Origin of the sequence: Pseudomonas sp. IT-232MI5 (assembly GCF_949767845.1) — a bacterium.
Taxonomy (GTDB): domain Bacteria; phylum Pseudomonadota; class Gammaproteobacteria; order Pseudomonadales; family Pseudomonadaceae; genus Aquipseudomonas.
In genome coordinates this window covers 18,359-31,487 of the sequence record NZ_CATKQE010000006.1, presented here as the reverse complement: position 1 = coordinate 31,487, position 13,129 = coordinate 18,359, and the positions used below count along the sequence as shown (strand labels likewise).

The following is a 13,129-nucleotide window of genomic DNA, read 5'->3' as shown; positions in this document are numbered from 1 at the left end:
TGCGATCTTTTGATCTTGATTATTTATCGGTCAACGCAAACTGCGTCAGGCAGAAAGTAGGAATGCCCATGTCCTCAAGACGCTGCGAACCTTGCAGCTCCGGCAAATCAATAATTGCCGCCGCCTCATGCACCCGCGCGCCCATGCGGCGAATCAGGTTGGCTGCTGCAATCAACGTCCCGCCCGTGGCGATCAAGTCATCGAACATCACCACCGAGTCGCCTTCACACAGGCTGTCGGCGTGCACTTCCAGAAACGCTTCGCCGTACTCGGTCGCGTAACCTTCGGCCAATACGTCCGCCGGCAGTTTGCCTTGCTTGCGGAACAGCACCAGCGGCTTGTTCAACTGATACGCCAGCACCGAGCCGATCAGAAAGCCCCGGGCGTCCATCGCGCCGATGTGGGTGAAGTCGGCTTCGACGTAGCGGTGGGCGAAGCTGTCCATCACCAGGCGCAGGGCCGTTGGCGACTGGAACAGCGGGGTGATGTCGCGAAAGATCACGCCCGGTTTCGGGAAGTCGATCACAGGGCGGATAAGCGATTTGATGTCGAAGGAGTCGAAGACCATCGTCGAGGTGTCCTGGCAGGGCTGCAAACGGCGCAGTATACCCGCGGCTGAAACGCTTCGCTCAACCGCGGATCGAGATCAGCCTTCGATCGAGCCACCGGCCAGCGCGCAGAGCTGGATCGGGTCGAGGATATGAATCTCTTTGCCCTCGGCGGCGATCAGTTCGTTCTGCTGGAAACGGGTGAAGACGCGGGACACGGTTTCTACCGCCAGACCGAGGTAGTTACCGATTTCATTGCGCGACATGCTCAGGCGGAACTGGTTGGCGGAAAAACCGCGAGCGCGGAAGCGAGCCGACAGGTTGACCAGGAACGTGGCGATGCGCTCGTCGGCGGTTTTCTTCGACAGCAGCAACATCATTTGCTGGTCATCGCGGATTTCCCGGCTCATCACGCGCATCAACTGGCGGCGCAGCTGCGGCAGTTGCAGGGCCAATTCGTCGAGGCGTTCAAACGGTATTTCGCAGACCGAGGTGGTTTCCAGCGCTTGGGCGGAGACCGGATGCTTCTCGGTGTCCATGCCGGACAGGCCGACCAGTTCGCTCGGCAGGTGGAAACCGGTGAGCTGTTCTTCGCCGCTGTCGCTCAGGCTGAAGGTCTTCAGGGCGCCGGAGCGTACTGCATAAACGGAATCGAACGTGTCGCCCTGGCGGAACAGGAACTCGCCCTTTTTCAGCGGGCGGCCGCGTTTAACGATTTCGTCCAGCGCATCCATGTCTTCCAGATTCAGAGAAAGTGGCAGGCAGAGAGGGGCCAGGCTGCAATCCTTGCAATGGGCCTGGTTGTGAGCGCGCAGTTTAACTGGCTCGGACATTTCTTAGATCCTTGTGGGAAAACACACATAAGCCGTAAGGGTAACTCACGGGAGGACATTCAGGCCAGTCTGGGGCGACTTTGCCCTACAGGCGTAAAGCCACAGGGCCAGCAGCCGATAAACAGGTATCAAAGTGCATACAAGGAACGAATCGATGGCCGTCATTGGCACGCTGGGCCCCGGTAACAGCGACGTTGCGGCAGTGCCGGAAACGTTTAAAACGACGTCAGGCAATGCACGCGACCCAGGTTCGTCCGAAGAGGCAACCCCGACCTTGGTCGAGGGCGTCAAAGTGTCGCTGTCCGGTGCGTCGATTGAAAAGGCTGCCAGTACTGGTGGCGAAAACAGCGACATCGAAGACAGCGGCTTGCCGGAGAACATCCAGCAATTGCTGAAAATGATCCGCAAATTGCAAAAGCAGATTGCCGAGAAAAAGGCGCTCATTGAAGCGGTCATGGCCGACAAGCGCCTTTCCAACGAAGAAAAGATCATCAAGGTGGCCGCTCTGCGCGGCGCCATCGCCGCGTTGAATACGGGTCTGATCACCGCCAACCTGGCCTTGTCCAGAGTGGTGGGGCAGTCGGGCCTGACGGCGGATCAGAATATGAAAGTCGGTTCGTTGCTGACGAAAAACTAGATCACCCGCGAAAACCGCTGGCGGTTTTGCTGTTCCAGATACGCATCGAACACCATGCACACTGAGCGCACCAGCAGACGCCCCGCCGGCAACACGGCAATCCGCTCGCGATCCAGCTCAATCAGGCCATCGCTGGCCATGCCTTGCAGCTGCGGCCACAGTGCACCGAAGTAACCCTGAAAATCGATGTTGAACTGCTGCTCGATCTCGGCAAATTCCAGGCTGAAATTGCAGATCAGTTGCTGGATCACCGCTCGGCGCAAGCGATCATCGGCGTTGCACACCAGACCCCGGCTGGTCGCCAGTTGCGCGGCGGCGAGGGTGTTCTGATAGGCGTTGAGGTCGCTGCTGTTCTGGCAGTACAGGTCGCCGATCTGGCTGATGGCCGACACCCCCAGACCAATCAAATCGCAATGACCGTGGGTGGTGTATCCCTGGAAGTTGCGTTGCAGAGTCTGCTCTTCCTGAGCAATCGCCAGTTCATCGTCAGGCAGCGCGAAGTGATCCATGCCGATGTAGCGATAGCCGGCGGCGGTCAGTTGTTCGATGGTGCGCTCGAGCATTTCCAGCTTCTGCGCCGGCGCCGGCAACTCATTGCCATTGATCCGCCGCTGCGGCATGAAGCGCTCCGGCAGGTGTGCATAGTTGAACACCGAGAGTCGGTCCGGTTGCAGGCTGATAACCTCTTCAACGGTGCGGGCGAAGTTTTCCGGGGTCTGCTTGGGCAAGCCGTAAATCAAGTCGATATTGATCGAGCGAAATTGCAGGGTGCGCGCCGCATCGATCACTGCGCGGGTTTCCTCCAGACTTTGCAGGCGATTGACCGCGCGCTGCACCGCCGGATCAAGATCCTGCAGGCCGATGCTGACCCGGTTGAAGCCGAGTTCGCGCAGCAGGCCCATGGTCGACCAGTCGGCTTCGCGCGGATCGATCTCGATACCGTAGTCGCCGGAGTCGTCGTCCAGCAGATTGAAGTGCTTGCGCAGGTGCGCCATCAACTGGCGCAGTTCGTCATGGCTGAGGAAGGTCGGGGTGCCGCCGCCAAAGTGCAATTGCTCGACTTTCTGGGCCGGGTCGAGGTGGCAGGCGATCAACTGGATTTCCTGCTCCAGCCGCTGCAGGTAGGGCAGCGCGCGGCCGCGATCCTTGGTGATGACCTTGTTGCACGCGCAGTAGTAGCAAATGTTCGCGCAGAACGGCACATGCACGTACAGCGACAAGGGGCGCAGAGCCTTGCGGCTGTCGCGCAGGGCATGGAACAAGTCGAACGTGCCGACCTGACTGTGAAATTGCACGGCGGTCGGATACGAGGTGTAGCGCGGCCCCGCCAGGTCGTAGCGGCGGATCAGATCAGAGTCCCAACGAATGGCGTCGAGCATGCGGGCATTCCCCCGGATAGGCTGGCAGTGTGAGCGAGTCTATCGGGGGGCGGCGATGGGGCTCTTGATTTGCATCAACAGCATAAGATCAAAAGATCGCAGCATTCGGCAGCTCCAGGGAAACGCATTCCAAAGGTAGGAGCTGCCGAAGGCTGCGATCTTCTGATCTTAATGGCCCATGAGCCAATGCTGATGAGGGCCAGGCAGGGTCCAGATCCCGAACAGGATCACCAGCAATCCACCGGCCATACGCACGCTGCGTTTGCGCAAAATGGCCGTGACGCGTTCTGCCGCAAGGCCCGTGGCGAGCAATACCGGCCAGGTGCCGAGGCCAAACGCAAGCATCAGCAACGCACTGTCCAGCGCATTGCCCTGACTCGCCGACCACAGCAATGTGCTGTAAACCAGCCCACACGGCAGCCAGCCCCACAACGCGCCAAGCAATAGCGCGCGAGGCAGACTCGACACTGGCAGCAAGCGATTGGCGACCGGCTGAATGTAGCGCCACAGACCGCGCCCCAAACTTTCAATGCGCGTCAGCCCGCTCCACCAGCCGGCCAGATACAAACCCATGGCAATCAACAACAACCCGGCCAGCACACGCATGAACAGCGCCGCCGGACTGTTCGCCACCGCCCACCCGGCCAAGCCGATCAGCAGGCCCGCCGTGGCATAACTGAGAATTCGCCCAAGGTTGTACGCCAGCAGCAAACGAAAGCGGCGGCTGCGCTGTTCCTTGGGAATCGCCAGGGTCAGCGCGCCCATCAAACCGCCGCACATGCCCAAACAATGACCGCCACCGAGCAGGCCGAGGATCAATGCCGAGACCAGCAAGGGCGCCAGTTCAAGCATGGGGTGGGGCCTTGTCGTCGGGTTTGTTGGAATTGGCTTCGTCCACGGCGGCGGTGTGGTTCGGATCCTGATCATCGAAGAGGATGCTGTGCGCCGGGCCGTCGAGGTCGTCGTACTGACCGCTGTCCACCGCCCAGAAAAAGATGTACACGGCGATGGCCACGATCAGCAGCGCGGCCGGAATCATCACGTAAAGAGCTGGCATCTGTACTCCAGGCGCCCGCGCGGCTCAGGCCGGCAGCGGGCGGGTGTGCGATCGGGTGCTGGCGGGCGGCGGACTCGGCAAGCGAGTCAGGCGCAGCGCGTTGAGCACCACGGTCAACGAACTGATCGACATGCCGACGGCGGCCCACACCGGCGTGATCCAGCCGAGGGCGGCGAACGGCAACATGAGGCCATTGTACAGCGCCGCCCACAGCAGGTTCTCGATGATTACCCGACGGGTGCGGCGCGCGAGGGTGAACGCCTGCACCAAAGCGTCGAGGCGGTTGGACAGCAGCACCGCATCAGCACTGGTTTTCGCCAGATCGGTGGCCGAACCCATGGCGACACTGATGTCGGCCGCCGCGAGCACCGGCACATCATTGACGCCGTCGCCAAGCATCAGCACTTTGCGACCTTCCTTGTGCAACTGCTGCAGGACTTGCAGTTTGTCGTCCGGGCGTAAGCCGCCACGGGCTTCGTCGATACCGAGTTCAGCGGCAACGCTGGCGACCATCGGCGAGCTGTCGCCGGACAACAGCAATGTGCGCCAGCCGCGTGCCTTGCAGGCGGCGAGCAGGGCAGGGGCATCGTCGCGCAGGCGATCATCGAGGACGAACCAGGCCAGTGGCCCCTGAGTGTCGGCAAGCAGCAGCCATTGGCCGGCCTCGTTCGGCATCGACGGTGTTGCAGTGCCGCTGAGGGCGCAGACAAACTCCGCCTGGCCGATGCGCAAACGCTGCCCACCCACCAGACCTTCGAGGCCAAGCCCCGGCGTGCTGTGGACGTCTTCAGCGGCCAGCGGCGCACGGCCGAAAGCGCGGGCGATCGGGTGCTCCGAACGGTTTTCCAAAGCGGCGGCGAGGCTCAGACATTGATCACTGTCGAGCGCCGCAAGTGGGCGAATCGAACGCAGCACCAGTCGCCCTTCGGTGAGGGTGCCGGTTTTGTCGAAGATTACTGTGTCGATCTGATTCAGGCCTTCCAGCACATGGCCGCGAGTCAGCAGCAACCCAAGTTTGTGCAAGGTGCCGGTGGCGGCCGTGAGCGCGGTCGGCGTCGCTAGCGACAGGGCGCACGGGCAGGTGGCGACGAGCATGGCCAGGACAATCCAGAACGCCCGAGATGAATCCAGCTCCCACCAGAGCAGGCCAATGGCGGCTGCGGCGATCAGTGATAGCAGCAGGAACCATTGCGCGGCGCGGTCGGCGATTTCCGCCAGTCGCGGTTTTTCTGCCTGGGCGCGGTCGAGCAGACGGACAATGGCCGACAGGCGCGTGTCTTGGCCCAGCGCCTGCACTTCCACGGTCAGCGCGCCCTCGACGTTGAGCGTGCCAGCGGTGACTGCATCGCCGAGCACGCGCGGTTGTGGCAGGTATTCGCCGGTCAGCAGTGATTCGTCGATGCTCGACTGGCCGTCGATGATCTTGCCGTCCGCCGGCAGGATCGAGCCCGCCTGCACCAGAATCCGGTCGCCGAGGCGTAGCTCGTTGAGCAGGATACGTTCGCTCTGACCGGCGGCATCCAGACGCAGGCACGAAGCCGGCAATAGATTCACAAGCTGCGCCGTCGCGGCGGCAGTGCGCTCGCGGGCACGACGTTCCAGATAGCGCCCGGCAAGCAGGAACAGCGCAAACATCCCGACCGCGTCGAAATACAACTCGCCGACGCCGGTGATCGACGTCCAGATCCCGGCAATGTAGGCGCTACCGATCGCCAGCGACACCGAAACATCCATGGTCAGGTGGCGCGTGCGCAGGTCGCGCATTGCGCCTTTGAAGAACGGCGCGCAGCTGTAGAACACAATCGGCGTGGTCAGGAACAGTGCGACCCAGCGCAGGATTGTGTGCAGCTCGGGGCTGAGGTCGATATTGAACTCCGGCCAGGTGGCCATGGTTGCCATCATCGCCTGAAACCACAGCAAACCGGCCACGCCGAGCTGGCGCAGAGCGAGGCGGTTTTCGCTGGCCAGTTGTTCGCTGGCGCGATCGGCCTGATACGGGTGGGCGGCGTAGCCGATGTGGCGCAGTTCGGCGAGGATCTGGCTCAGTGGCAGTTGAGCGTCGGCCCAGCGCACGTGCAGGCGATGGTTGGACAGGTTCAGTCGCGCCTCGGCCACCGCTGGCAACGTGCGCAGGTGTTTCTCGATCAGCCAGCCGCAGGCGGCGCAACTGATGCCTTCCATCAACAGGGTGGTTTCGGCCAGCTCGCCTTCGTGGCGCACGAAGGGTTGCTGCACATCGGCGCGGTCGTACAGCGCGAGTTCGTCGGTCAGTTGCACCGGCAGTGCTTCGGGGTTGGCCGAGGCTTCGCTGCGGTGTTGGTAATAGCTTTCCAGACCACCGGCGACGATCGCTTCAGCCACGGCCTGACAACCCGGGCAGCAGAATTCGCGGGATTGCCCGAGTACAACAGCGGTGAAGCGGCTGCCGGACGGAACGGGCAGGGCGCAGTGGTAGCAGGGGAGTGGGGTGGTCATGGCATCGTTGAGGGGTTAAGCCCTTGCATTAGGGTTGTCCGCTTGCCCTCACCCCAGCCCTCTCCCGGAGGGAGAGGGAGCCGATCGGTGTGAGCCTGGATTTTCACTGTCATACACAAAACGTGCAAACGCTCGAGATCAGTTCCCTCTCCCGGAGGGAGAAGGAGCCGATCGGTGTGAGCCTGGATTTTCACTGTCATACACTAAACGTGCAAACGCTCGAGATCAGTTCCCTCTCCTGGGGGAGAGGGCTAGGGTGAGGGGGCTTTTGAAGTTGTTTACTTCTTCAAGTCTTCGGCACCTTGCAGCGGCTCATCACCGAGCAACAGATCCTTGTCATGGCTCACCAGCTCTTCCTCGAACATGCGCCACACGTGATCATCCTGACTGCCGAGCAATTCGACAAACCGGCGACCTTCAACCTTGTCACCCAATTGACCGATGTAACGCCCGGTTTCAGTTTCGCTGCGGGTCAACACGATCTTGCGATCTTTCTCCGGCTGCGTCGGCGAAATCAGGTTCAACTCCAGTGTTTTAGGCTGACTGTCACCGCTCAAGCGCAAATCGACTTCACCGGTCACGCCATCCAGATGCACCGCCGCACGCATCTTCAGAGTCTGCGCCAACAGTTCACGGTCCAGCGAACGGTTGATGCCTTTGCCGGCCTCGTAATAGTTATCGTTGACGAGGTTGTCCGGGTTGTTCACCGCGATGGTCACCATGGACAGGGTCAGGGTCACCGAACAGGCCAGAATCCCGATGATGATCCATGGCCAAAGGTGCTTGTACCAGGGACTTGCGGCGTTTGCTGCGGGCATGTTCAGTTCTCTCAACGGATTTGTGGGCCGATGAATCGGCTCTTGGCTTCAACGTGGACGCTGTCGTCATCGGCATCCTTGAGGAGGAATTTCACCTCGTTGGTGCTCGATGGCAGTTGTTCCGGTGCGCTCGACAACTCGACCGGCATGCTGACGATGTCGCCGGCCGCGACCTTGATCTCGCGCTTGCCTTGCAGGCGCAGATCCGGCAAACCGCTGGCTTCCAGCACGTAGGTGTGGTCGCGCTGATCCTTGTTCATGATCTTCAGGCTGTAGACGTTTTCGATCCGGCCTTCAGCGTTTTCGCGGTACAGCACGCGGTCCTTGCTGACGTCAAAACCGACCAGCGAACGCATGAAGAACGCGGTGACCAACAGGCTGATCATCGCCAGCAGCACCACGGCGTAGCCGATCAGGCGTGGCCGCAGTTTATGGGTTTTCTGCCCGGACAGGTTGTGTTCGGTGGTGTAGCTGATCAACCCGCGCGGGTAGTCCATTTTGTCCATGATGCTGTCGCAGGCATCGATACACGCGGCGCAGCCGATGCACTCGATTTGCAGACCATCGCGGATGTCGATACCGGTCGGGCAGACCTGCACACACATGGTGCAGTCGATGCAGTCACCGAGGCCTTGGGCCTTGTAATCGATGCCTTTCTTGCGCGGGCCACGGCTTTCGCCGCGACGCGGGTCGTACGAAACAATCAGCGTGTCCTTGTCGAACATCACACTCTGGAAACGCGCATACGGACACATGTAGATGCACACCTGCTCGCGCAACCAACCGGCGTTACCGTAGGTGGCGAGGGTGAAGAAACCGACCCAGAAATACGACCAGCCATCAGCCTGGCCGGTGAAGAACTCGAAGACCAGTTCGCGGATTGGCGAGAAGTAGCCGACGAAGGTCATGCCGGTGACAAAACCGATCAGCAGCCACATCGAGTGTTTCGCGGCTTTGCGCAGCAACTTGTTGGCGCTCATCGGCGCCTTGTCGAGCTTGATGCGCTGGTTGCGGTCGCCTTCGGTGACCTTCTCGCACCACATGAAAATCCACGTCCACACGCTTTGTGGACAGGTGTAACCGCACCAGACGCGCCCGGCATACACGGTGATGAAGAACAGACCGAACGCGGCAATGATCAACAGGCCTGAGAGCAGGATGAAGTCCTGCGGCCAGAAGGTGGCGCCAAAAATGAAGAACTTGCGCTCCGGCAGATTCCACCACACGGCCTGATGGCCGCCCCAGTTCAGCCAAACCGTGCCGAAATACAGCAGGAACAAGGCGGCACCGCCCATCATCCGCAGATTGCGGAACAGGCCGGTGAAGGCACGGGTGTAGATTTTTTCTCTGGAGGCGTAAAGGTCAACGCTGTTGTTCGCGTTTTTGCTTGGTGGTGTGACGTCGTGTACCGGAATCTGATTGCTCATCATTGCATCCCACGGCAGTGGAAAAATGCCTCGGTCGATACGTGCCAACCAAGGTCAAAAAGGGGTGTTGCAGTGGAGCAATGATACGCCGGTCGCTCTGGGTCAAGGGTGCGACCTTTGGTCGCGTTGGGTAAAAAACCTGAATGGTGTAGCGAATGCAGTAAAGCCTGATGCAGGTCAATTGACTTGTTGAGTATGGACGGTTTTGGCGCAGCGGCTAATCCATTGTTGTTCAGGGCGGATCGGTTCGATGCGATTGCCACTGCAAGCCGTGAAAAAACCGGACCGACTTGAGGGCGGCGAGCACGGCCGATGTCATCTTCAGGTTATCAATTGCACAAGATTCCGAATGAATAGTTAAAGGCGCAACGTTGAACATTGCTTTTTGCATCAGGCATTGTTGTAAGTTTTTTTGTGTCGGAAACATATCTACTTGATTGTTGTGGCTTGGTGCTTTGAGGTTTTCTGTTTTTTCTAATAAGTTCTGTTGTCGCGAAAACGTGTTCGCGTGTATTTGATTAATTTAAATGGAATTATAAGTATGGCTTTCAATAAGTTTACAAGCATAGTGCTAGGGGTTTGTTTATGGGCTTCGGTCGTCTCCGCTCAGGCTGTGACTGGAACCCCGAAACACATGGTGTTTGCCTCGGATACTCAATATCCCTGGACCGACAAGACAGATAACCGTGATCCCGAATCCGACTCGGAATTCGAAGTTCGCTCCAAGTGGCTGGTCGACAGTCAACTTGCGAGTATTGCTGATTTCAGAAATCAGCATGGTTCGCAAGCCCAGGTGCCACTGATGATCAATGGTGATATAACCGCTTTCGGTCATGGCTGGCAGCGGTCTTTTATGAAAGATATGTTGAGCAAGTACTTTAAGGGTGAGTACTTGTATGGCTTGGGTAATCACGATTATGAAAACAATGTTGATGATTGTTTTAGCAATAGCTGTGCGGCGGGAAGTATCGTCGAATTCAAGGAGCATCATGAAGGCAAGGTGGACAGCTTTGATCTGAGTATCACCAGTGGATTTCTCGGCAAGACGTATTCCGGCAGTCTTGCCTATTCTAAAAATATCGGCGAAGTTCATATGGTTCAGCTCAATAACGAGCCGACTTACACCACACGGATCGCTCATCCACTGAACCCGACGACGTTTGAAATCAACCATGCACTGGACTGGCTCGAGAAGGACCTGAGACTGGCCCGAGCCTCGGGGTACGCGATCATCATCAATATGCACAAGCCGCTGGACCACAAAGGGACCCAGGCCCAGCAGAAACGCTTTCACGACATGGTCAACAAATATCAAGTGACGGCGATCTTTGCTGGCCATTTGCATAAGGATGGCGGTGATGCCTATTGGGAGGGGAGCGTGCCCATGTACCTGAGCGGCAGTACGTCTCAGCAAACCTATCTGATTGCCAGTTTTACCGAGGACCGCAAGCAGTTGCAGGTCTATCTGGTGAGGAACAATCAGTGGCGCAATCGAACGCTGATCGATACCACGGCGGTGCATTCAATCTTTGCCAACCGTCCATGATCAAAGCCCCGCCAGTGATCTGGCGGGGCTTTCGGATTCAGGGATTGGCAGAGGTCCATGGATTGATCAGATGCACGCCGCTGAGTTGAAAATCGGCAACATTACGGGTGACCAACGTCAGCCCATGTACAAGCGCGGTGGCGGCGATCAAGGCGTCGCATTCATTGCTGCGATCAGGCACATGCAACTGTGCGCATCGGGTAGCGACGGCGCTATCGACCGAGAGGATTCTTCCCGAAAATGCGGGTTTGACGTGACGCTCGAGCCAGTGACGCAGCCTTGCTCCTTGTGGCGGGTCACGGCGTTCGATGCGCAGAATGCCGGTTTCCAGTTCCAGTACGGTAATTGCCGATAGATACAGGCTGGCCGGGGCGACGCTGTTTGCCCATGTCACCACGTGCTGGTCGGCTTGGGGTTTTCGCAGCTCGGAAACGACATTGGTATCGAGTAGGAACATCAGGACAGATCCACGCTACGAGGAGTGATGACGGCGCGCTCGGTTTCGAATTCGATGTCAGACGCATTCGGCATGACCAGCAGATCGACGATGCTCGCCTGGCTACCGGTCAGCTTCTGGTACTCCTCAATGCTCAGCAGTACATGGGCAGGCTTGCCACGATCGGTAATGATGACCGGACCCTGATGCGCGGCTTTTTTCGCAGCGCTGGTGTCCTGATTGAATTCGCGGCTGGAAATGGTCGTGATGGCCATCATTTTTGGCCTCCAGTGATTCGGGTGTAGAAACGTTACTACCTTGAAGTTTGCGCTGCAATCGAAAAGGCGGGTTGCGGACGATCGGTTTATCACTGTCATAACGGCACCGGCGAAAGCGCCCCTGCCAGAAGGCAGGGGCGCTGGGTATTGGGCAAATTTTCGCTGTGTTTTGCTGCTCCGCGTCAGGGCAATCGCCCGCCGCCGAGACCGTCCAGACCGCCCCCGTTACCTGGATGGTCCATGGTGTCTGGCGATGTTGAGCGTGCGGGCGCAGCAGGCGTTTTTACCGGTGTTGCGTGATGATCAGGGCAGGGCTGCAAACGTTTTGGCAATGTGTTTTCGTCATTTTTTGACATGTAGGCTTCATCCTTGAAGGTTGACCCGATGCTGCTCATCGGGGTGATAAAAACCTACAGGGCACCTTTCCTCAGGTCTATTGAGCAAACGTTTCAAGTCATGAATGCCGGCATGAAAAAAGGCCCCGCCAATCAAGATTGGCGGGGCCTTTTCTGTTTCAAGCGATGGCCTTACTCGGCGTTCGCTTCCGGTGCTTTTTCACCGTGGGACAGGCTGTAAACATACGCCGCCAGCAGGTGCACCTTATCGTTGCCTTGCAGTTGTTCCTGCGCAGGCATCTGACCCTGACGGCCGTAACGAATGGTCTGCTGCAGTTGCGCGAAGCTCGAACCGTAGATGAACGCACCCGGGTGGGTCAGGTCAGGCGCGCCCATGGCGGGAGTGCCTTTGCCGGCCGGACCGTGGCAGGCCACGCAGTTGGCGGCGAACAGTTTGCCGCCATTGGCCGGATCAGCCTTGGTGCCTTCCGGCAGTTTGCGCCCATCCAGATTGGTCACGACAAACGCTGCCACGTCGGCAACGCCTTGCTCACCAATGACTTCCGCCCAGGCCGGCATCACCGCGTGACGACCGCCCATGATGGTGGTCTTGATGGTTTCCGGCTCGCCGCCCCAGCGCCAGTCGGCGTCGGTCAGGTTAGGAAAACCGTAGGCACCCTTGGCGTCGGAACCGTGGCACACCGAGCAGTTGGAGGCGAACAGACGGCCGCCCATCTTCAGTGCTTGCGGATCCTTGGCGACTTCTTCGATTGGCATGGCAGCGAATTTGGCGAAGATCGGACCGAACTTGGCGTCCGAGCGAGCCATTTCCTTTTCCCACTCGTGCACGCCGGTCCAGCCGGTCTGGCCGTTGGCGAACGCAGTCTGCTTGTCGTTATCGAGGTAGTTATAGCCCGGCAGCAGGCCTTTCCAGTTGCCCAAACCCGGGTACAGCACCAGGTAACCCAGGGCAAAAATGATGGTGCCGACAAACAGCATGAACCACCATTTCGGCAGTGGGTTGTCGTACTCCTCGATTCCGTCGAAGGAATGCCCGACCGTCTCGTCCGTCTGCTCGCTGCGCTGGCCCTTGCGGGTCGACAGCAGCAGCCAGGTCAGGGCGAAGATCGTACCGAGACTGAGGACTGTGACGTACAGACTCCAGAATGTAGTCATTCTTTGTTACTCCTAGAAGCTTGCTCGACGTGCTTGATGGCTTCGGGATCATCCGCGAAAGGCAGCAAGGTCGCGTCTTCAAACTCCGACTTGCGCTTGGGGCTGAACACCCACAGCGCCAGACCGATGAAGGCCACCATCACAACAACGGTGCCCAGGCCACGAATCATCCCGATATCCATCT

General features: G+C 59.0%; 14 protein-coding genes. 2 read left to right on the top strand and 12 right to left on the bottom strand.

The features are described 5' to 3' along the window. Positions 1-19 precede the first annotated feature (19 nt). Positions 20-568: an adenine phosphoribosyltransferase gene (locus tag ACM6JQ_RS05925; RefSeq protein ID WP_007918333.1), complete on the bottom strand. Its 549-nt coding sequence runs from the start codon at positions 566-568 to the stop codon at positions 20-22. 78 nt (positions 569-646) lie between these two features. Further along, complete coding sequence (gene fnr, locus ACM6JQ_RS05920; RefSeq protein ID WP_007918332.1) at positions 647-1,381, bottom strand: fumarate/nitrate reduction transcriptional regulator Fnr; 735 nt, start codon at positions 1,379-1,381, stop codon at positions 647-649. Between the two features lie 154 nt (positions 1,382-1,535). On the opposite strand from fnr, the gene ACM6JQ_RS05915 reads away from it, so the two are divergent. Further along, positions 1,536-2,018 (top strand): hypothetical protein, encoded by a 483-nt coding sequence (locus tag ACM6JQ_RS05915; RefSeq protein WP_414893384.1) that lies wholly within the window; start codon positions 1,536-1,538, stop codon positions 2,016-2,018. On the opposite strand, the gene hemN is transcribed toward ACM6JQ_RS05915, so the two are convergent. The 6 genes from hemN to ccoG form a co-directional block, all read right to left on the bottom strand. Then, complete coding sequence (hemN, locus tag ACM6JQ_RS05910; RefSeq protein WP_007918330.1) at positions 2,015-3,397, bottom strand: oxygen-independent coproporphyrinogen III oxidase; 1,383 nt, start codon at positions 3,395-3,397, stop codon at positions 2,015-2,017. The genes ACM6JQ_RS05915 and hemN overlap by 4 nt on opposite strands. Before the next feature lie 168 nt (positions 3,398-3,565). Then, entirely contained in the window at positions 3,566-4,249 is a 684-nt protein-coding gene (locus ACM6JQ_RS05905; RefSeq protein WP_016984739.1) for a sulfite exporter TauE/SafE family protein, read from the bottom strand. Continuing rightward, a complete protein-coding gene (gene ccoS / locus ACM6JQ_RS05900) occupies positions 4,242-4,454 on the bottom strand; it encodes a cbb3-type cytochrome oxidase assembly protein CcoS (protein WP_007918328.1) in 213 nt (70 codons plus the stop codon). Before ccoS ends, ACM6JQ_RS05905 begins: the two co-directional genes overlap by 8 nt. 24 nt (positions 4,455-4,478) lie before the next feature. Next, complete coding sequence (locus tag ACM6JQ_RS05895) at positions 4,479-6,929, bottom strand: heavy metal translocating P-type ATPase (RefSeq protein ID WP_414893383.1); 2,451 nt, start codon at positions 6,927-6,929, stop codon at positions 4,479-4,481. A 278-nt stretch (positions 6,930-7,207) separates the two neighbouring features. Continuing rightward, positions 7,208-7,747: a FixH family protein gene (locus tag ACM6JQ_RS05890; RefSeq protein ID WP_007917181.1), complete on the bottom strand. Its 540-nt coding sequence runs from the start codon at positions 7,745-7,747 to the stop codon at positions 7,208-7,210. An 11-nt stretch (positions 7,748-7,758) separates the two neighbouring features. Next, complete coding sequence (ccoG, locus tag ACM6JQ_RS05885; protein WP_007917180.1) at positions 7,759-9,174, bottom strand: cytochrome c oxidase accessory protein CcoG; 1,416 nt, start codon at positions 9,172-9,174, stop codon at positions 7,759-7,761. A gap of 541 nt (positions 9,175-9,715) precedes the next feature. On the opposite strand from ccoG, the gene ACM6JQ_RS05880 reads away from it, so the two are divergent. Further along, complete coding sequence (locus ACM6JQ_RS05880; RefSeq protein ID WP_414893382.1) at positions 9,716-10,720, top strand: metallophosphoesterase family protein; 1,005 nt, start codon at positions 9,716-9,718, stop codon at positions 10,718-10,720. Between the two features lie 37 nt (positions 10,721-10,757). On the opposite strand, the gene ACM6JQ_RS05875 is transcribed toward ACM6JQ_RS05880, so the two are convergent. The 4 genes from ACM6JQ_RS05875 to ACM6JQ_RS05860 form a co-directional block, all read right to left on the bottom strand. After that, positions 10,758-11,177 carry a type II toxin-antitoxin system VapC family toxin gene (locus ACM6JQ_RS05875; RefSeq protein ID WP_007917175.1) on the bottom strand — a complete coding sequence of 140 codons (420 nt, stop codon included), beginning with the start codon at positions 11,175-11,177 and terminating at the stop codon, positions 10,758-10,760. Further along, positions 11,177-11,431, bottom strand: a complete 255-nt coding sequence (locus ACM6JQ_RS05870) for a type II toxin-antitoxin system Phd/YefM family antitoxin (RefSeq protein ID WP_042705038.1) — start codon at positions 11,429-11,431, stop codon at positions 11,177-11,179. The genes ACM6JQ_RS05875 and ACM6JQ_RS05870 overlap by 1 nt, the downstream gene beginning before the upstream one ends. A 530-nt stretch (positions 11,432-11,961) precedes the next feature. Next, entirely contained in the window at positions 11,962-12,945 is a 984-nt protein-coding gene (ccoP, locus tag ACM6JQ_RS05865) for a cytochrome-c oxidase, cbb3-type subunit III (protein WP_007917163.1), read from the bottom strand. Next, the gene (locus tag ACM6JQ_RS05860; RefSeq protein WP_003175465.1) at positions 12,942-13,127 is read right to left on the bottom strand and encodes a CcoQ/FixQ family Cbb3-type cytochrome c oxidase assembly chaperone; all 186 of its coding nucleotides are present in this window, start codon (positions 13,125-13,127) and stop codon (positions 12,942-12,944) included. Before ACM6JQ_RS05860 ends, ccoP begins: the two co-directional genes overlap by 4 nt. Positions 13,128-13,129 lie beyond the last annotated feature (2 nt).